At 42.5% G+C, this 18,868-nt stretch carries 26 protein-coding genes; 20 read left to right on the forward strand and 6 right to left on the reverse strand.

From position 1 onward, the window contains the following. The first annotated feature begins 5 nt into the window (after window positions 1-5). The 13 genes from EZV76_RS10760 to EZV76_RS10820 all read left to right on the forward strand — a co-directional run bounded on the left by EZV76_RS10760 (window position 6) and on the right by EZV76_RS10820 (window position 10,182). The gene (locus EZV76_RS10760) at window positions 6-1,466 is read left to right on the forward strand and encodes a NupC/NupG family nucleoside CNT transporter (RefSeq protein ID WP_136566546.1); all 1,461 of its coding nucleotides are present in this window, start codon (window positions 6-8) and stop codon (window positions 1,464-1,466) included. A 93-nt stretch (window positions 1,467-1,559) separates the two neighbouring features. Next, window positions 1,560-1,919, forward strand: coding sequence for a four helix bundle protein (locus EZV76_RS10765; protein WP_136566547.1), 360 nt, complete (start codon window positions 1,560-1,562; stop codon window positions 1,917-1,919). Between the two features lie 200 nt (window positions 1,920-2,119). After that, window positions 2,120-2,944 (forward strand): thymidylate synthase, encoded by an 825-nt coding sequence (locus tag EZV76_RS10770; RefSeq protein ID WP_136566548.1) that lies wholly within the window; start codon window positions 2,120-2,122, stop codon window positions 2,942-2,944. Window positions 2,945-3,029: 85 nt separating this feature from the next. Continuing rightward, window positions 3,030-4,088, forward strand: a complete 1,059-nt coding sequence (locus EZV76_RS10775; RefSeq protein ID WP_136566549.1) for an endonuclease/exonuclease/phosphatase family protein — start codon at window positions 3,030-3,032, stop codon at window positions 4,086-4,088. 4 nt (window positions 4,089-4,092) lie between these two features. Next, a complete protein-coding gene (locus tag EZV76_RS10780; RefSeq protein WP_136566550.1) occupies window positions 4,093-4,446 on the forward strand; it encodes an iron chaperone in 354 nt (117 codons plus the stop codon). A 1-nt stretch (window position 4,447) separates the two neighbouring features. Next, window positions 4,448-4,822, forward strand: a complete 375-nt coding sequence (locus EZV76_RS10785; RefSeq protein WP_136566551.1) for an iron chaperone — start codon at window positions 4,448-4,450, stop codon at window positions 4,820-4,822. A 48-nt stretch (window positions 4,823-4,870) separates the two neighbouring features. Next, a complete protein-coding gene (locus EZV76_RS10790) occupies window positions 4,871-6,331 on the forward strand; it encodes a sulfatase (protein ID WP_136566552.1) in 1,461 nt (486 codons plus the stop codon). Between the two features lie 78 nt (window positions 6,332-6,409). Beyond that, a complete protein-coding gene (locus EZV76_RS10795) occupies window positions 6,410-7,081 on the forward strand; it encodes a hypothetical protein (RefSeq protein ID WP_136566553.1) in 672 nt (223 codons plus the stop codon). A gap of 96 nt (window positions 7,082-7,177) precedes the next feature. Then, complete coding sequence (locus tag EZV76_RS10800; RefSeq protein ID WP_136566554.1) at window positions 7,178-7,645, forward strand: hypothetical protein; 468 nt, start codon at window positions 7,178-7,180, stop codon at window positions 7,643-7,645. 137 nt (window positions 7,646-7,782) lie between these two features. Then, window positions 7,783-8,460 (forward strand): hypothetical protein, encoded by a 678-nt coding sequence (locus tag EZV76_RS10805; protein WP_136566555.1) that lies wholly within the window; start codon window positions 7,783-7,785, stop codon window positions 8,458-8,460. A 21-nt stretch (window positions 8,461-8,481) separates the two neighbouring features. Next, complete coding sequence (locus tag EZV76_RS17510) at window positions 8,482-8,832, forward strand: SdpI family protein (protein ID WP_136566556.1); 351 nt, start codon at window positions 8,482-8,484, stop codon at window positions 8,830-8,832. Window positions 8,833-8,979: 147 nt separating this feature from the next. Beyond that, entirely contained in the window at window positions 8,980-9,372 is a 393-nt protein-coding gene (locus EZV76_RS10815; RefSeq protein WP_136566557.1) for a hypothetical protein, read from the forward strand. Window positions 9,373-9,408: 36 nt separating this feature from the next. Continuing rightward, window positions 9,409-10,182, forward strand: coding sequence for a hypothetical protein (locus EZV76_RS10820; protein ID WP_136566558.1), 774 nt, complete (start codon window positions 9,409-9,411; stop codon window positions 10,180-10,182). Window positions 10,183-10,191: 9 nt separating this feature from the next. On the opposite strand, the gene EZV76_RS10825 is transcribed toward EZV76_RS10820, so the two are convergent. Next, window positions 10,192-10,392: a hypothetical protein gene (locus EZV76_RS10825; protein WP_136566559.1), complete on the reverse strand. Its 201-nt coding sequence runs from the start codon at window positions 10,390-10,392 to the stop codon at window positions 10,192-10,194. 271 nt (window positions 10,393-10,663) lie between these two features. Here EZV76_RS10825 and EZV76_RS10830 point away from each other — a divergent pair, with 271 nt between their 5' ends. The 5 genes from EZV76_RS10830 to EZV76_RS10850 all read left to right on the forward strand — a co-directional run bounded on the left by EZV76_RS10830 (window position 10,664) and on the right by EZV76_RS10850 (window position 14,047). Further along, complete coding sequence (locus EZV76_RS10830; RefSeq protein WP_136566560.1) at window positions 10,664-10,936, forward strand: DUF4242 domain-containing protein; 273 nt, start codon at window positions 10,664-10,666, stop codon at window positions 10,934-10,936. A gap of 85 nt (window positions 10,937-11,021) precedes the next feature. Further along, window positions 11,022-11,513: a DinB family protein gene (locus EZV76_RS10835; protein ID WP_161594407.1), complete on the forward strand. Its 492-nt coding sequence runs from the start codon at window positions 11,022-11,024 to the stop codon at window positions 11,511-11,513. Window positions 11,514-11,618: 105 nt separating this feature from the next. Continuing rightward, window positions 11,619-12,779, forward strand: coding sequence for an ergothioneine biosynthesis protein EgtB (egtB, locus tag EZV76_RS10840; RefSeq protein WP_136566562.1), 1,161 nt, complete (start codon window positions 11,619-11,621; stop codon window positions 12,777-12,779). A gap of 16 nt (window positions 12,780-12,795) precedes the next feature. After that, the gene (egtD, locus tag EZV76_RS10845; RefSeq protein ID WP_136566563.1) at window positions 12,796-13,761 is read left to right on the forward strand and encodes an L-histidine N(alpha)-methyltransferase; all 966 of its coding nucleotides are present in this window, start codon (window positions 12,796-12,798) and stop codon (window positions 13,759-13,761) included. A 4-nt stretch (window positions 13,762-13,765) separates the two neighbouring features. After that, complete coding sequence (locus tag EZV76_RS10850; RefSeq protein WP_136566564.1) at window positions 13,766-14,047, forward strand: DUF427 domain-containing protein; 282 nt, start codon at window positions 13,766-13,768, stop codon at window positions 14,045-14,047. 27 nt (window positions 14,048-14,074) lie between these two features. Here EZV76_RS10850 and EZV76_RS10855 read toward each other — a convergent pair whose 3' ends face one another. After that, window positions 14,075-14,371: an isoamylase early set domain-containing protein gene (locus EZV76_RS10855; RefSeq protein ID WP_136566565.1), complete on the reverse strand. Its 297-nt coding sequence runs from the start codon at window positions 14,369-14,371 to the stop codon at window positions 14,075-14,077. A 156-nt stretch (window positions 14,372-14,527) separates the two neighbouring features. Then, a complete protein-coding gene (locus tag EZV76_RS10860; RefSeq protein WP_136566566.1) occupies window positions 14,528-15,607 on the reverse strand; it encodes an aminotransferase class V-fold PLP-dependent enzyme in 1,080 nt (359 codons plus the stop codon). Window positions 15,608-15,661: 54 nt separating this feature from the next. Between EZV76_RS10860 and EZV76_RS10865 the strand changes: the two genes are divergently transcribed. Together EZV76_RS10865 and EZV76_RS10870 are read left to right on the forward strand one after the other, a co-directional pair. Then, entirely contained in the window at window positions 15,662-16,054 is a 393-nt protein-coding gene (locus EZV76_RS10865) for a 2TM domain-containing protein (RefSeq protein WP_136566567.1), read from the forward strand. Continuing rightward, on the forward strand, window positions 16,051-16,542 hold the full coding sequence (locus EZV76_RS10870; RefSeq protein ID WP_136566568.1) for a dihydrofolate reductase: 492 nt from the start codon (window positions 16,051-16,053) through the stop codon (window positions 16,540-16,542). Before EZV76_RS10865 ends, EZV76_RS10870 begins: the two co-directional genes overlap by 4 nt. A 3-nt stretch (window positions 16,543-16,545) precedes the next feature. Here the strand turns inward: EZV76_RS10870 and murI are convergent, their stop codons facing one another. From murI to EZV76_RS10885, 3 genes are all read right to left on the reverse strand, one after another. Next, window positions 16,546-17,325 (reverse strand): glutamate racemase, encoded by a 780-nt coding sequence (murI, locus tag EZV76_RS10875; protein WP_136566569.1) that lies wholly within the window; start codon window positions 17,323-17,325, stop codon window positions 16,546-16,548. Window positions 17,326-17,420: 95 nt separating this feature from the next. Beyond that, window positions 17,421-17,930 (reverse strand): OmpH/Skp family outer membrane protein, encoded by a 510-nt coding sequence (locus tag EZV76_RS10880; RefSeq protein WP_136566570.1) that lies wholly within the window; start codon window positions 17,928-17,930, stop codon window positions 17,421-17,423. Window positions 17,931-17,973: 43 nt separating this feature from the next. Next, complete coding sequence (locus tag EZV76_RS10885) at window positions 17,974-18,810, reverse strand: OmpH/Skp family outer membrane protein (protein WP_136566571.1); 837 nt, start codon at window positions 18,808-18,810, stop codon at window positions 17,974-17,976. Between the last annotated feature and the right edge of the window lie 58 nt (window positions 18,811-18,868).

Consider the following 18,868-nt stretch of genomic DNA (forward strand, 5'->3'; position numbering starts at 1 on the left):
ACTACATGGGGAAAAAGACCATAAGTTTCCTGACACTTCTACTCCTATGCACTATTGCCTTAGGACAAAATACCTCAACCACCGACTCCCTCAACATTGCCATTGGCACTACTATTATTGATGATATTTCGGTTCAGAGCGTAACCGAAGCCATACCTAACCAAGGGTTTTCCATTCATACGTTATGGCGTGGGGCTTTGGGAATGGCTGTATTGATTTTTATTTCCTTTTTGTTCAGTTCCAATAGAAGAGCCATCAACTGGAAAACAGTAGGCATTGGTCTTTCTTTGCAATTGTTGATTGCCATTGGGGTGCTCAAAGTTCCCTTTGTACAATATGTCTTTGAAAAAATTGGGGAAGTTTTTGTCAGCATTCTGGACTTTACCCGCGCAGGAAGTCAATTCCTTTTTGAGGGGTTGGTGGTGGACATGGACACCTTTGGCTATATTTTTGCCTTTCAGGTGCTGCCCACAATTGTATTTTTCTCTGCATTGACCTCGGTATTGTTCTACTTGGGAGTAATTCAAAAAGTCGTAAAAGCCATGGCCTGGCTATTGTCCAAATCCTTGGGCATATCAGGAGCGGAGAGTCTTTCGGTAGCTGGAAATATCTTTTTGGGACAGACCGAAGCCCCCTTGCTCATCAAGGCCTATCTGGAAAAAATGAATAAATCTGAAATCCTTTTGGTGATGATTGGCGGAATGGCCACCGTGGCCGGCGCCGTTCTTGCAGCCTATATTGGTTTTTTGGGTGGGGATGACCCTGAGCTACGCTTGGTTTTTGCCAAACACCTGCTGGCCGCTTCCGTAATGGCAGCACCTGGCGCCATTGTCATTTCAAAAATATTATATCCACAGACCGAGACAGTGAACACCGATGTCCAAGTCTCTTCGGAAAAAATTGGCGCCAATATTTTGGATGCCATTGCCAACGGAACCACAGAAGGATTAAAATTGGCCCTAAACGTGGGTGCCATGCTCTTGGTCTTTGTCGCCTTTATTGCCATGATCAATGGGATTTTGGGCTGGGTCGGCGATTGGAGCACCCTCAACAATTGGATTGCGGCCAACTCTCCCTACAACAGTTTTTCATTGGAGGCCATCTTGGGCACTGTATTCGCTCCCCTCATGTGGCTTATCGGGGTTGCTAACGAAGATGTTATGCTCATGGGACAACTGCTCGGAATTAAATTGGCAGCCAGCGAGTTTGTGGGCTACATTCAATTGGCGGAACTCAAGAACATGACCAATGACTTGCATTTTGCCTATAACAAGTCCGTGATTATGGCCACGTATATGCTTTGTGGCTTTGCCAACTTTGCCTCCATTGGTATTCAGATAGGAGGTATTGGTTCCTTGGCTCCCGGACAACGCAAGACCCTCTCCGAATTTGGCATGAAGGCCGTTTTGGGTGGGTCTTTGGCATCCTTGCTTTCGGCCACCATTGCCGGAATGATTTTAGGGTAAATAGCTGAAGGGCAAAAGGGTTTAGGTGGAAAGGTAAAACCTGTTTAAATTAAACTAGAACAATCAACCTCGAAATGTTAAACATACATTGTTATGAGAAATTTTCGAGAGTTGAACGTTTGGAAAGATGGACGAGTCTTGGTAAAAGACACTTACACACTAACAAAACTTTTACCAGATTCTGAAAAATTTGGCCTTATTCCCCAAATTCAAAGAAGTGCTATTTCCATACCCGCCAATATCGCTGAAGGATGTGCAAAATATTCGCAGAAAGATTTTGTTCGCTTTCTACAAGTCAGTTTAGGCTCTGCATACGAACTTGAATCACATATTATTCTATGTGAAGATTTAAACTTTATTTCTTCAAATTCAGCAGAGCTCATCATCAAAAACATTCAAAAATTACAACAGGGAATTGCATCCTTGATAAAATACAACCGGACAAACCATTAACCCTTCAACCAAACATCCTTTATCTTTCACCCCTTACAGTTAATAAAGTTTTCATAAGTCTTGCTAATTTTAGTTCCCAAAACACACTTATTGAATTAATTTCGATAGATTGATTTTTTGTCACATCGAGCGCAGTCGAGATGTCTTGGATTTCTCCTCATTGTATTCGTTCGAAATGACCTCTAATTTGCACCAAAAGAATGAAACAATACCACGACCTTCTTAAACACGTTTTGGAACACGGCAATGCCAAGGGCGATCGCACGGGAACAGGAACCTTGAGCGTTTTTGGCTATCAAATGCGTTTTGACCTCTCCGAAGGATTTCCCATGGTCACCACCAAAAAGCTGCACCTAAAATCCATTGTCCACGAACTGCTTTGGTTTTTGAAAGGTGATACCAACATTCAATATCTACAGGAAAACGGGGTACGGATTTGGAACGAATGGGCCGATGAGAATGGGGATTTAGGCCCTGTGTACGGACACCAATGGCGCAATTGGAACAGTGAGGAAATCGACCAGATCAAAGAAGTCATTGAAACCCTGAAGAACAACCCCAATAGCCGTAGGATGTTGGTCTCAGCATGGAATCCCAGTGTACTTCCGGACACTTCAGTATCCTTTTCGGAAAATGTGGCCAATGGAAAAGCTGCCCTTCCACCCTGCCATGCCTTTTTTCAGTTTTATGTGGCCGATGGCAAACTTTCCTGCCAGCTGTATCAACGTAGCGCGGATATCTTTTTGGGTGTCCCCTTCAATATAGCTTCCTATGCATTGTTTACCATGATGATCGCCCAAGTATGTGGCTATCAACCCGGGGAATTCATCCACACCTTTGGTGATGCACATATCTATGACAACCATAGGGAACAGGTAGAACTCCAATTGAGCCGTGACCCGCGACCTTTGCCAACCATGCGATTGAACCCAGAGGTAAAGGATATTTTTGATTTCACTTTTGACGATTTTGAATTGCTCCACTACAACCCGCATCCACATATTAAAGGAGTGGTGGCCGTGTAACGATTAACAGATTAAAAAATTAGTGATAACTTACTCTTTGACGCCCTTACTCCCATTTGAAGCAAGAATTCAATAAAAACTGCACATGGATACTTGGCACATTGTACGCAACACTTTGTCAATTTTGTGTGTCTTGGTGAGTTTTTTGCCCTTTTTGGATTTTAAACATTGGTTCTTCCGCATATTCGATTTTGTAAGACTGCAACTCTTGGCACTACTGGTGGTGCTCTTCATAAGCGGTTTGTTCTTCAGTAGTGGCTCCCTATTTCTGGGTACACTCACCCAAGTCTTGCTTGTAATGGCAATCGCATACCAACTCGTTATCATCTGGCCCTATCTACCGTTTCGAAAACAGTCCAAAGACGTTCCGGAAAAAGCCATTACCCTAATCAGTGTCAATGTGCTGCAAAAAAATACCGATCATCAAAAACTGGTGGAGTTGGTTAAAACGGTGCAACCAGACATCCTACTTACCATGGAGAGCAATTTGGAATGGGAAAAAGCACTTTCAGAAATTGAAGGTGATTTTGGCTTCTCGCATAAAATGCCCAAAGAGAACCGGTATGGCATGCATTTGTACTCCAAGCTCGAGGTAAAATCCTGTCAAGGCCATTACTTGATTTCCGAGGAACACCCTTCCATTGAAGCCACTTTGATAGATAAAAATGGTACCGATTTTACCTTTTGGGGCATCCATCCACCGCCGCCAAGCCCTACCGAAAAGCCTACCTCCAAGCAGAAAGATGCCGAACTCATGAAGGTAGCCCAACTGGTCCGCGAAAAAAAGATGCCCACCTTGGTTTCAGGTGATTTCAACAATGTGTGCTGGTCCAAAAGCTCTAAACTCTTCTCAAAAGTCTCCAAGCTAAAGGATGCCCGCTTGGGAAAGGGATTCTACAGCACCTTCCCGGTAAAACCCAAACTGTTCCGTTTCCCCATAGACCTGCTGTTCCACTCCAGGGACATGGAAGTACACCAAATAAAGACCTTGCCCGCCATTGGCTCCGACCATTTGCCACTATTTGCTACATTTACCATTACCGATACGGGACATAAAACCGTAAAAGCCATAGAACCCGAAGTTAAACAAGAGGTGGTTTCCATCATTGTGGAAGGCAAGGAAGCCGCACAGGAAGAAAACTAGAAAAATGAACAAAAAACCAATAGATGTGGATGGGTATATCGCCGGGTTTCCCTTGGAAATTCAGGAAAAACTCAACCAGATTCGCACAGTCATCCAAAAAAATGCCCCCGATGCCATTGAAAGTATTGCGTATGGCATGCCTGCCTACAAACTCCACAAAAAACCCTTGGTGTATTTCGCCGGATATGCAAAGCATATCGGTTTCTATGCCACTCCAACAGGGCATAGTGCCTTTGAGGCCCAACTGTCCCAATACAAACAAGGAAAGGGCTCTGTGCAATTTCCTTTGGCCCAACCCATGCCCTTGGAATTGATAGCAGAAATTGTACGGTTCAGAGTAAAGGAAAACAGCGTATAAAATGACCCAAAAAAAGCCGACAACCGTAGAAAAATACATCGCCCAGTTTCCAGAAACAATACAAAGCCATTTGTTGGAAATGAGATGTATTTTGCAAGAAGTAGCACCTGAAGCAGAAGAGACCTTAAAATGGGGAAAACCGGTCTTTTTGCTAGACACCATCCTTTTTGCTTATGCGGCCCACAAATCCCATTTAAGTTTTGTTCCCACCGGCCCTGCACTAAATCCTTATATGGAGGAACTATCCGATTATGTCGTAAAAAAGGACTCCGTACAATTTTCCTATGAAGTCCCCTTGCCTAAGGAGCTTATCCAGAAAATTGCAAAATACCGTTTACAGGATGTTGTGGAACGAAAGGCAAAGTGGAAATATTAAGTGTTCTACGACACACAAACCAATTGGAATAAATACAGAAAGAAAAACATGCCAATATCATGTACCAAAAGAAGTTCATTGTTAAGCTTAATCCTTTGTGTGGGCCTACATTTATTGTCCTACTCACAAGAAAAGGACTATAATGTACTTTTTATAATTTCGGATGACCTTACCGCAACGGCCGTATCATCCTATGGAAACAACGCTGTACATACCCCCAATATTGACAAACTGGCATCGGAAGGGACCCAATTTACCAAAGCCTATTGCCAATATCCAGTGTGTGGCCCTTCGCGGGCCTCTTTCATGAGTGGGTACTATCCCAATGCCACCACCACCTACGGATATGTGAGCGGTCGTGAAAACATTGGTGAGGAACGAAAAACATGGTCGCAGTCTTTCAAGGACAATGGGTATTATACGGCCCGGGTGAGCAAGATTTTCCATATGGGTGTTCCCATTGATATTGAACAGGGCAGCGATGGCAAGGACGACCCTGCTTCGTGGAATGAAAAATACAACAGTCAGGCCCCGGAATGGCAAACTAAGGGAGAGGCCGAACTTGTGCAGGGCAATCCCGATGGGACCATAGAACGAAAAGGAGGCAATGTCATGACCATTGTGAAGGCGGATGGGAATGATTTGGTCCATGCCGATGGAAAAACAGCACAAAAAGCCAGTGAGTTGATTCGGCAACACAAGAATGAAAAATTCTTCCTCGCCGTGGGAATGGTACGCCCCCATGTTCCCTTTGTGGCACCGAAATCACACTTTGACCCCTACCCTTATGCCAATATTGTTCTACCCAAAAAAGTGGAAAATGACTGGGACGACATCCCCAAAAGGGGCATCAATTACGTGACCAGTGTAAATGGACAAATGAGTCTTGAACAACAACAAAAGGCCGTTGCCGCTTATTATGCTTCCGTATCTTTTATGGATGAGCAGGTGGGCAAAGTATTGAAGACCTTGGAAGACGAAGGGCTGGAGGACAACACTATCGTCATATTCGCGTCTGACCATGGATTCCATTTGGGAGAACATGATTTTTGGATGAAGGTAAGCCTTCACGAAGAATCAGCCCGGGTTCCCTTGATCATAAAAGTACCGGGCAAAAAACCCGCGGTATGCCATTCTTTTGTTGAGCTTATCGACCTGTACCCCACCATCGCTTCATTGGCCGGAGTGGAGTATTCCGAGCATCTACAGGGGAAAAATTTGGTGCAACTCTTGGATGACCCCAATGAAAAAGTCAGGGATATGGCCTTCAGCGTTTCGCAAGGTGGAAAAACCTTTTTGCTACGGACCGATAAATGGGCTTACATCCAATACGATGAAGATGCGGCATCGGGCATGGAACTTTTTGATATGGAAAACGACCCAAAGCAATACACCAACTTGGCCTACCATCCTGATTATTCGGATGTAGTGGAGGATTTTCAACAAAAACTAAAGGATAAACTGGAGGAGGTCCGTACCAACGACTTGAGAATTGACTACTCCAAATAATCTGCAAATTTTGTGGTATCTTAAACCTGTCCGTCCCAAAAAGGACTGATCCAACAGCAACCCTTAAAACCCGAGAAAATGAAACATATCATCACCGTATTGGCCCTGACAGGAGCCTTGATGTCCTGCAACACCTCAAACAAGACCAAGGATAACGCGGAAGAATCTACCGCAAAAGAAGCATCAACAGACAGCACCTCAATACAATTTGTTACGATTGACACCGAAGAGGCTTTAATCGCCACCTCGCTAATGGCCGCCCCAGAGGCAAGTCGTGCCGGGTGTAAAGTCATAGGGTACAACGATGCAGGTGAACTGGTGACCCTCAAGGAAGGGAACAACGAATTCATCGTTTTGGCGGACGACCCAAAAAAATCCGGGTTCAATGCCGCCTGTTACCACAAGAGTCTGGAACCATTTATGGCACGAGGTCGTGAACTCAGGGCAGAGGGAAAGACAGGTCCCGAAATTTTCGATATTCGGGAAGAGGAGGCCAAATCAGGCCAACTGGACATGGGCATACCGGGCGCCACGTTGCACATCTATTTTGGTCCCAATGACCGCTATGATCCCGAAACACACAAAGTGGAAGGTGCCAAATACCGCTATGTGGTCTATTTGCCCTTTGCGACGGCCGAATCCACCGGGCTACCCGAAAAACCTGTGGGGGCCAACCACCCTTGGATCATGAACCCGGGAACCCATAGAGCCCATATTATGATCTCGCCTTTGGCGGACAACAAGGAATAGTGTTCTCTCCGCTCACGGAAACGGATGTATTTCACGAGTCACAAGGAATTTCACGCATCCAATCCATAGTTAGGACATCTTCAAAAAAAAGCTATTATGAAAAAATTGTTTTTTGTCCTTTCAACCATTGGAATTTTGTCCGCCTGTAGTAGTGATGATAGTGGCATTAATATCAATGAAGAAAACTACTTGATTTTCGGCCATTTTTATGGGGAATGTGGTGGAGAAGGATGTGTTGAAACCTTTAAACTCACCAATGATTCCCTTTTTGAAGATACGGTTGATGACTACAGTGGCCAAAACACGGACTTTGTAGAATTGGACAATGACCTGTTTGAACAAGTCAAAAACCTCACGGATTTCTTTCCCAATAGGCTATTGAACCAAAGTGAAACCGTTTTTGGCTGCCCAGATTGTGCCGATGGTGGTGGATTGTTCATCCTGTACTCTGAAAATGGGAAAGAGAAAAGTTGGAGAATTGACCAAGTAAAAGACAATGTTCCTGAATTTCTTCATGGGTTTATGGACAAGGTAAATGAAAAAATCGGCTTGATAAACCAATAAAAACTGCGTTGCATAACATTGGCTATAATCTATTACCACATTTTCCATAACTTCAGTTCGTAAAATTATAAGCCGGACGATTCCTGCTCAGAAACAAACCATACCCGAGTCCGTTGTAGAACATTAAAACTTATTATTTGAAAAAAATATTTCTTACCCTAGTTTTCATTAGTCTTATTACAAAATATTCATTCAGCCAAGATGTATATGACACTATGTCAAATCAAATATGCAAGTGCATTGGCTCTAATGGAGCTGAAAACGTCGATCAAATGATGCCATGTATTGAAGATGCAATGCTTAAAAATGTCGAAGCACTAAAAGCAGAAAATGGCGTTGAATCAATAACCGAAATTGATACGGACTTAATGGGCAATAAAGTTGGTGCAAGATTGCTGAAAACTTGTGATTATGCTCTTAAGGTATTTGCCAACCAGCAAAAAGAAGAGAAAAAAATTGTTGCAAAACAACATAATTTGACTTGCGAGCACCTAAAATCCGGCGATTTTTATTACCTAAATCAGAGTTCTTCGGATGCAAGCACTCCAGATACAACACATGTCACCATCTCAAATAACATGTTTTTAGAAAGAATGAATAATGGACGAACATATTCACTTTTGAATATAGAATGGAAGAGCGACTGCAAATTTGAGCTAGAATTTAAAGAAAGTAATGACCCTTTAAAAAAAGAACTTAGCCAACCAGGGGATAAATACCTTTATGAAGTAATGACAAATGGCCCTGAATCAATTGTAGTTAAAGTATTTTGGCAAAAAGAAGAATTTCAGGTTGAATTATTTAAATCGAAATAACATTGCCCAACAAAGCAACACATGACCTTTAATAGCATCATAATACTTCCATGTTTGTTGACCGGCGCCATAGCCTTAATTGCCGGGCTTATCTTTAAAAACAATCCACCCAAACATATAAATTGGTGGTATGGGTATCGGACCAAACGCTCAATGAAAAATCAAAAGCAGTGGGATTTTGCACAGAAACTGGGCGCAAAGAATATGATCAAATATTCCACAATTCCTTTTTTGACCTCCCTTTTCGGTTTTTTTATTGATACGGAACATATGGGGTGGAGTATTGGATCAGTGGTTGTAAGCACTCTTTTATGGGCATTTTTCAGTATTTACAAGACAGAAACTAAGCTCATATCGGAATTTGGCAAATGATTTCTGATTACTACAACGGCTGCAATCCAGTACACCCAACCATAACATAAACCCTCTCTCCCTTAACCAGCTCCCGATACTATTCGCGAAAAAAGCTGTATTTTACAACTAAACAAGACCTTGCTTGCTATAAGTTAAAGTGATACCATGAGAAAAAATCTGATTGTACTGTTGATTTTCTTCCCTATTACGTTACTGGGCCAAGAATTGGAATGCTGTAAAACGACCAGTGAAGTTGAAGACCATTTAAATGGATATTGGCAAATGAAGGATTCCAACCCAAAAGAACAGATACGGTTTGAGTTCAACAATGGCAATGGAAGGTTTTGGAAATACACGCTTAACCATAAAGGTGAGGTGACCAAGTCTGAAGAAATTGATCAAACCTTGGAAATATTTAAATCTGAATCTGGGTTTGAAATTGATTGGAGCAATGGAAATAGAATCGGCACTTCACAAATTAAAATCCTAAACCCAACAAACCTTGTTTTTGTAAGAAGGGATGGAAAAAAAACCGAGTTTTCTAAAATTATAGATTAATATACGGTAAAGAGCAGGTTACAATATTCTCAAAATATGAACATTTGTGAACTTTGCAAAAAGAATGAAGCAGACAAAAGGAATTCGCACATCATTCCTAAGTTTTTATCCAAACGACTATTTGAATATACAAAGCCTAGACATCTTTTAAGTATTAATAGAAAAGGAGAGCCTCGAAAAATTCAAGATACTCCTAAAGAACATAATATTTTATGTTCCCAATGCGAAAAACGATTTGAAATCTTAGAGACCTACTTTTCCAAAAAAATTACATCAATAAATGATTTCAATAATCAAGGAGGCAAATTTTTTGTCGAAGATTATGGGGAAAACCAACTTTTAAGATGCATAAAAATTAATCCTACTTCGTTTAAGCTATTTATCTATTCAATTATATGGCGTGTCTCCATTTCCAAACTTCAGATATTTGAAAAGTTTAAATTACCAGAAAGCATCGAATCTGAATTAAGGTTTTTTCTAGATGAAAACTTAAAGTCAAGTCACTCAAAAATGCTTAATTCTTTTGAGAGAATTAGCAACCTTCCCAATTATCATTTTACAGTAATCAAACCTATATCACGCAATGACAAAACTCGAGGCATACTAACAGCATATCAAATGGCTCCTAACAATTTTTGCATTTTTACCGTTGATTATTTAATCTTCTTTTTTGATAAAGAGGAAAAAATTGACCCAGCCTTTAAATTTTATTCAAACAAACAAAATGAGATAGTGAAAATTGTTGTTTCTGCCGTTAGTGGTTGGCAAAAATTAACTAAAGCAGTTGTATTTAAAATGCTTAGAAAATAGATGTGATACCTAATCCCCTGTTTTATCCCTCAACCAACCCCCAATCCCCTTTAACGCCTCCACTACGCTTTGGACTTCCCTTCGGGAAAAGGTATCCTCCTCCAAGTAGAACAGCATCACCACCCCAAGGTCCAAGATATCGGCCAATTGGTCCGGGGTACCGTAGCCTTCCTTGATAAACTCTTGTAATTTTTTGTTCTTTTGGGACATGTCTCAAATGTAGATAAGCTTTTGGTTTTAAGGGTCATAATAAATTATGACTGCACAAAAAAAATAAAGTTTCCGCCAACACTTACACGCTCTACACTATTGCACTCGCCCTTGATATTGATCTTAAGGAGCTTTTTCAGCTTTAAAAAGTAAGCCCCCATACTCTCCCGTAAGAAGCTATATATTTCATACCTTTAAGTGGAGTCCAGCAACCACACAAAAAACGGGGCGTAACCCAAAAGCCAAACGAGTAGGAACTAAATTCAACAACATGCCAAAGTATGTCATTGAGCGAGAAATACCGGGTGCCGGTAATTTATCCGCCGATCAGCTCAAGGGAATATCGCAGACTAGCTGCGGTGTTCTCAGAAACATGGGGCCAGAGATCCAATGGATACAGAGCTATGTCACCGGGGACAAGGTCTATTGCGTGTACATAGCCCCCAACACGGACATGGTACGGGAACATGCCAAGCAGGGCGGGTTTCCTGTAAATTCGGTGAGCGAGGTGGCCACCATTATTGATCCCACCACCGCCGAGTAGGCCAAGGCCCATTCCGCAAGTAAAGACCATGGTCCACATGGGCACATGGCAGATAATCTATGATTTCAACACAACCCCCAACTCTATGAAATATACCCCAAAAGACGGCTTCCCCTACTACTATGAACTGGTCCAAGACAAGGACCTTAACCAGCTTTTTTTCTCCACGGACACCTTTATGTTTCTTCAATCCATTGGTAAGGAAAAGGCAGCCCACCGCTATGCCCCAAACAAATGGAGCATCAAGCAGATCGTGGGACACATTGCCGACCACGAGCGTATAAAAATGTTCAGGGCCTTCCAATTGAGCAGGAAACAAGAGGTACAATTATGGGGGTATGATCAAGAATCCTTGGTCAATAACAGCCGTTTTGATGAGCTTTCCCTACAACAATTGATCAATGACCTTTTGCATGTTAGGCAAGCCTCCCAAAGTTTTATCGGCACCCTTTCCGAACATCAATTACAGTTGAAGGGCCAAGCAAAGCATCATACCATTACCCTCGAAGATTTCCTCAAATCCATCATCGGTCACGAAGCACACCATATCAACATCGTCAAGGAAAGATATCTTTAAGAAAAAGCCCTCCCCAAGAAAAAACAGGGCTTTTGACGTTAAGGTTACCTGCATGCTCCCGACCAAACCATCATAATTGGCTATCTTTAAGCAAACACACCCATTATGATCCTTACCGATGCCTTGTTGGATTTCTTTCTAGAGACCCGGCAACACACCGAATCCATTTGCCAACCGCTGGAGATAGAGGACTATGTGGTACAGCCCATTGTAGATGTGAGCCCGCCCAAATGGCACTTGGGCCACACCACTTGGTTTTTTGAGGAATTCATCCTAAAACCGCACGCTAAGGACTATGTTGAGTTTCATGCCGATTTTTCCTTTGTCTTCAACAGTTATTATGAAACCGTAGGTAAACGGGTGGTACGTTCCGATCGTGGGAACCTCTCTCGACCTTCGGTAAAAAAGGTGTATGAGTACCGAAACCATGTTACCCAAGCTATCAAGGGTTTCTTTTCAGGGCCACAGAGCGAAGAACTGCGGGCTGTTCTGGAAATTGGCATTCACCACGAAAAACAGCACCAAGAACTATTGCTCACGGACATTAAATACATTTTGGGGAACAATCCGCTTTTGCCGGTCTATTCGGAGCAGTTCCAGGACCACCCCAAAGAGATACATGCGCAAGATTGGATCGCTGTTGATGGAGGTCTGTATGAGATTGGCCATGCCACTGAATCTTTTTGTTACGACAATGAGTTGGGTCGGCACAAGGTGTATCTCCAACCTTATGAAATTTCCAACAAGTTGGTCACCAATGGTGAGTTTGCAGCGTTTATTTTGGATGGGGGTTATCAACGTTTTGATCTTTGGCATGCCGAAGGTTGGGATTGGGTAAATCAAAATCAGATAAAAGCCCCGCTATATTGGCACCAAATAAATGGGGAATGGCACCACTACACGGCCCAAGGGCTTCAAAAACTGGATTTGGAGACCCCAGTGACACACATTTCCTATTTTGAGGCCTTTGCCTATGCCCAATGGAAGGGCCATCGCCTGCCCACCGAGTTTGAATGGGAGGTGGCCCAAGCATTTTTTCCTTGGGGTAAGCGTTGGGAATGGACAGAAAGTGCCTACCTGCCCTACCCCAACTACCAAAAACCGGATGGTGCCCTAGGCGAATACAACGGCAAGTTTATGGTGAGCCAAAAAGTGCTCCGTGGCGGTTCTGTGGCCACTCCCGAAAAACACACACGGCATACCTACCGTAATTTTTTCCATCCACAATTACGTTGGCAATTTACTGGATTAAGGTTGGCCAAATAATTCCGACTCACCTGTTATGCAAAAAAATCCAACCACATTCGCCTCCATTTTTGAGCAAGAGGTGTACGAGGGCCTCATGGCCCATCCCAAGCGTCTTTCCTCCAAATATTTTTATGATGAAGTGGGCGACAAGCTCTTTCAGGACATCATGGCCATGCCGGAATATTATCTTACCGATTGTGAGTTTGCCATTCTGGAGAGCCATAAAGATGAGATCGTGGACCTCTTTAAGGCTGATGGGAGTGCTTTCAGCCTATTTGAACTGGGAGCCGGGGATGGCAAAAAGACCAAGATCTTGCTTCGGCATCTTATTAAAAATGGGGTTACGTTTGATTATAGGCCCATTGATATCAGTCAGAATGCCCTTGACCAGCTTGAACAATCTTTGCACGAGGAAATCCCCGAAGTGGAGATCAACCCAATCCAGGGCACTTATTTTGATTCGCTCCGCGATATTGGAAACAGCAATGGCAGACGAAAGGTGATTCTATTCCTGGGTTCCAACATTGGCAACCTGTTGCACCCCCAAGCGGTTGAATTTCTTGGAAATCTTAGAAGTTCCATCAACCATGGGGATTTGATCTTTATGGGATTCGACCAGAAAAAGAACCCGCAGACCATTTTGGATGCCTATAATGACAAAACGGGCATTACCGAGGCGTTCAACAAGAATATATTGGCTCGCATCAATAAAGAAATGGGCGGCAATTTTGAGCTGGATAATTTTCTCCACTGGGAAGTTTACGACCCTGAAACGGGAACCGCCAAAAGCTATTTGGTGTCCAAGAAAGCCCAAACGGTGACCATTGAAAGTTTAGGTCTTGAAATCCGTCTAAGGGAATGGGAAACCATACATACAGAGATTTCCCAAAAATATGACGATGCCATTGTAGAATGGTTGGCCAAACAGGTAAACCTTAAAATGGTCACCCAATTTTCAGATGACAGACAATGGTACAAAAACCATGTATTTAAAAAATAAGCCTATGAAAGCCATTTGGAACGATACGGTAATAGCGGAAAGCAATGATACCGTGGTGATTGAAAACAACCACTATTTTCCTGAAGACAGTATTAAAAAAGAATTTTTTAAACCCAGTACAAGCCACACCACATGCCCTTGGAAAGGTCAAGCCTCGTACTACACCTTGGAAGTTGAGGGAAAAGAAAATCCCGATGCTGCGTGGTATTATCCCGAAACCAGTGAACTGGCCCGTGCCATTAAGGGCAGGGTAGCATTTTGGAAAGGAGTCACCATTGAAGCTTAGAGCTCCAATGGTGATTTATAGCATAAGTTAAAGTTCCAGAACAGCGTTTTCTGTCCCGGCGTAGTCGTTCCATTGGAAACGATCAGCCTCATCATCATTGGTGTAGGCACCATCAATAAGGTATCTAAACTCGTAAGCGTTCTCTGTAGGAAGGTCAAAAGTTCCTTTGAAGGTTCCGTTCTTCAATTTCTTCAACGTGCTGCTTTTGGGGTTCCAGTTGTTGAAATCACCAACTACCGCAACTTTCTTTGCCTCTTCTGCCGGTACTGAAAAAGTAACTTTGCAAACAGGCTTGCTCTTTAGGTATTGCTTCTTAATTGCCATGGTCTTAAAATTAAAATCCACTGCAAAGCAATATATAAAACCGCTTATTTACAATTAGTTAAGTTCGATTTATCAAATTGATAAAATCTACCTAACCATAAGATCACTTTTGGTAAAAACCATAGACGGTTTTTTTCAAAAAGAAATTCTGGGTCTTCAAGTTGTTAGCAATTTGGCAATTGCCTCTATTTCCTCCACAGTGTTATAAAAATGAAAGCTCAATCGGATTCCATCCCCCCTCAAGGCGCAGACCACATCTTCCTTACCTAGCTTTTTAAAGAGTTGCCCATCTCCCTTAATGTTGAAAATAGTGCTGTGCACCTCCCGTTTCAGCACAGATTTGTCCAGAAGGTCCAGTTCCCCAAATACTGTAATTGCCGTATTGGACAGTTTTTTCAATTGGGCCTGTATATGCTGCATACCGATGTTGTCCAGAAACTCCAAGGAAAATTGAAGGCTCCCAAAATTTAAGGAATCCAGATGGCCAGGTTCCAAATATTTACAAAAGTGCACATTGTCCCGTTTGGATTCATCCCGGTCCACGGAGCCGTTCCCCATGGTCTTTAGATTAAATCGGTCTCTTGCCCCGTCCTTCACCAAAACAAAACCATTGCCGTAACCTGCCAAGAGCCATTTATAGGAACTGGCCAACAAAACATCTATTCCAGAATCCTTAAAACTGAAGTCCTGGATGCCACAAAACTGGGTGCCATCTGCAATGATCAATAGTTCGGGATTATCCTTTTTCAACTGCTTCAAAAATTCTAGATCTACCTGAATTCCATTGATCCACTGAACCAAGCTCAAGGCCAAAACATTGAACTTTCCCGTTTTTATCTTGGTAAGGATATTTTCCTCCAGGTATTCATTGATCCCCACATAATCCCTCGGGAAATTTCGAGTCTCAAACGGCCAATTCAAGGAAGGGTAATCATTGCTCAAGAGCAGCACATTTTGGTCTTTGTCCAATCCCTCTAAAAGCATGTTGAGCCCCAAACTAAAATTGGGCACCAAAGCCACGTTATTGGGTTTGCAGTCAAAGAACCGCGCTACGGTTTCCTTGACCTTGGGCATGTGCTCAAAACTCTTAGCCTTCATGTCGCTTCCCCCAATCAGATAATCCAAATCATGTCCTTGGCGCCATTCCATTAAATCTTCACTCAACAATCCCGTTGCGGCCGTGTTGGCATAGATACATTGATTAAGCACGGGGAATTTTTTTCTTAGGCTTTGCATAGCTGAGGTTTTGGATACAATTGCGTTATATTTGTTGTTAAAGATAGCCATTCCATGTTGTCCTTTGGTAAAAAGAAAAAGCCGGAAATAGACTTGGAGCAACACGAACTTTTGGAGTATGCGCAGAAACGCATCAAACAAAAAAAACGGTTGTTCTCCCACTTTGTCATTTTTTTGATCGGTTGTGTGTTTTTGATCTTGATCAACAAGATTTTAAAATATGGGGAGGCCTATGACTGGTTTGTTTGGGCCATCCTTTTCTGGGCTTTTTTACTGGTGCTGCACGCCTTTAATGTTTTTGTGACCCACAAGTTCATGGGACAGGATTGGGAGCGCAGACAGCGTGAACGGTTGGTGGAACTCCAGAAAAAGCGGATTGCCGAAATCCAAAAGGAAATTGAAACGGATTTCCCTCTTTCCAACATCAATAAAAAAAAAGATCTGTGAAGCGACTGATCATTATTGCCGCGGCCGCCCAAAACAATGCTTTGGGCAAGGACAACGATTTGGTGTGGCACCTTCCTGACGATTTTAAGCGTTTTAAATCCCTTACTACGGGGCATAAAATCATTATGGGCCGAAAGACCTTGGAGAGCTTCCCCAAGGCTCTGCCCAACCGAGAGCATATAGTTATTACCCGGGATAAAAAATATACACCAAAATTTCCTTGCACGGTGGTACATTCGCTTGATGATGCCATTGCTTTAGTGGGTGGCCATGAAACAGCCTATATTATTGGGGGTGGTGAAATATACAAGCAGTCCATGAATCTTGCCACAGACATAGAGCTCACTAGGGTACATGGTACTTTTGAAGCCGATACTTTTTTTCCAGAAATTGATGAAACCCAATGGGAATTGCTTAAAGAAGAACATCATCCTAAGGATGATCGGCACCAATACCCTTTTACCTATCTCACCTACAAAAGAAGATAGGTTTTAAAAATCACGATAGGCAATTTCAGCAATTGGATCATTGACCAACTTCTTCAGCACTCCAATATCCTTGTTGGTAAAAAGCATGTGTCGGGGAGTATTTTTTGCAACTTGCAAAAGATTCCCCTTTTCCAATACTGCCTTGGTCTGCCTTGCTACGGCTTCGCCTGAATCAATAATTGTGATATTGCTGGGAAGCATTTTTTTCAGTTGGGGTATCAAATACGGATAATGGGTGCATCCCAACACCAGACAGTCGATGTCTTGTTGCAGCATGGGATCCAGGTATTTTTTGAGAAGCTCCTGCATGGTCGGCGAATCAATCTCCCCAGCCTCTATTAATTCAACCAATCCCTTTCCTTCTTGCTCCAGTACAGTAATACCTTCTGCAAATAGCTTTGAAGTATTATGGAACAAGCTACTGGATAAGGTACCCTTGGTGGCCAAAATCCCAACCTTTTTGGTTTTGGTTTGAAGAGCAGCGGGTTTTATGGCAGGTTCTATACCAATAAATGGAACTTTGTAGCTGGCCCGTAGATGATCAATCGCATTGGTGGTGGCCGTATTACAGGCCACTACAATGATCTTACAATCATGTTCCAGCAAAAATTTGGTGTTCTTAACACTCAGTTGAACAATCTCTTCCTTGGACCTTTCACCATAGGGCGCATTGGCACTATCTGCCAAATAGAGCGTGTGTTCATAGGGCAACATCTTTTTAATTTCTCTCCAAATGGAGGTTCCCCCTACCCCAGAATCAAAAATGCCAATTGGTCTTTGCATGCCTAAAAATAAACACTGTTACGGTTTTGACATAAAAAAACCGCTTTACCTTTCTGGAAAAGCGGTTCCTATTTTGTTATTGGACAATGTATTTCTTAGAATCCCAATTCTTGCTTAACAGCGGGCAAAAGATCTTTTCCCTTGGCCACGATCAAACTCAATCCTGGGCTGGCATCGATTACATACTCAAAGCCTTGTGAAGCCGCAACTTTTTCAATGGCTGCTTTGGCCTTATCAGAAATTGGAGCAAATAGTTCTTGTTGTTTTTTCTGCAACTCCTGCATGGCAGTTTGCTCGGCTTCTTGAATATTTTTCTCAAAACCTTGAAGCTCCAACGCTCTTTTCTCGTTTTCCTCGTTTGTTTTTGAGGTAGCTTCGTTTTGGTATTGAGTCAATTTATTTTGGAGCTCTTTCATGGAACTTTGTATGTCTGCCCTGTAGGTTTCCTGCAATTTTTTAAGTTCGGCCTGCGCAGTTTTCATCTCCGGCATTTCAGACAACAATTGCTGCACATTAATGTGGGCAACCTTGCTCTGCGCACTTACAAAACCTGTAGCCGCCACAAACAAAACTAGGGCTACAGCGATTTTTTTTACATTTCTCATGGTTCTAAGTTACTATTTTGATGTTAAATTAAGTGTTTCAATATTATTGTTGTATTGAATCCTTTTCTTGTTCCTGCGCTTTTTTTCGTTCATCCAATTTGGCTTGTCGTTTGGCTTCGCGCTCTTCCAATAATTTTTGTCTTCTGGCCTCGTAGGCTTTTTTTCTTTCCTCCCTGAGCTTTAGCTGTTCCGTCCTTCTGTCTTCGGCCGCTTTGGCCTTTGCTTCTTGGGCTTCTTCCGCTTTTTCTTGGCGCTCTCTCAGGGCATCACTGATTTCATCGTCTGCCTGCTCTTCCTCTTCCATGAACTGTTGCAACCTGTTCCTTTCGTCCTGCTTCTTGTTGGAAGCGCTCACTTTTCTTGTTCGGCCTATCTCCCTTAGGACCAAGTCACTGATATCGTGCCTTTTTTCGGAGTACAACATTACAACATCTGCCGATTTATCAAAAATAAAATCGTATCTTTTATTACCGCCAATTTTTTGGACCTCGTTGAAAACTTGATCCTGGATGGGCTGAATCAGCAATTGTTTCTGCAAGACCAAATCCCCTTGGGGTCCAAAACGGTCTTGTTGATAATCCAACATTTCCTTTTCCAATATTTGGATTTCCTCTTCGCGTTCTGCAATAAGTTCATCCGTTAGCAGTACTTTTTCTGCCATTAAATCCTTTTTCATTTGCTTCACTATACTTTGCTTCAGCTCAATCTCCTGTTTCCATTTTTGAGCCTTGGCTTCCAGTTGCGTGGTGGCTTCCCTATATTCTTCCACATTTTCAAGGATATACTCCATATCTACATATCCTATACGTACCCCGCGCTGTGAAAAGCCATAAAAGGATGTCATCAAAACAATCAACGACAAAAGAACTTTGGTATTCATCTTTGTTTCCGCTTTTTACATAGAAAATATCGTGCCAAAATAACTAATTAATTAAAAA

The sequence above is a fragment of the Flagellimonas alvinocaridis genome, from assembly GCF_004916895.1.
Classification (GTDB): Bacteria; Bacteroidota; Bacteroidia; order Flavobacteriales; family Flavobacteriaceae; genus Flagellimonas; species Flagellimonas alvinocaridis.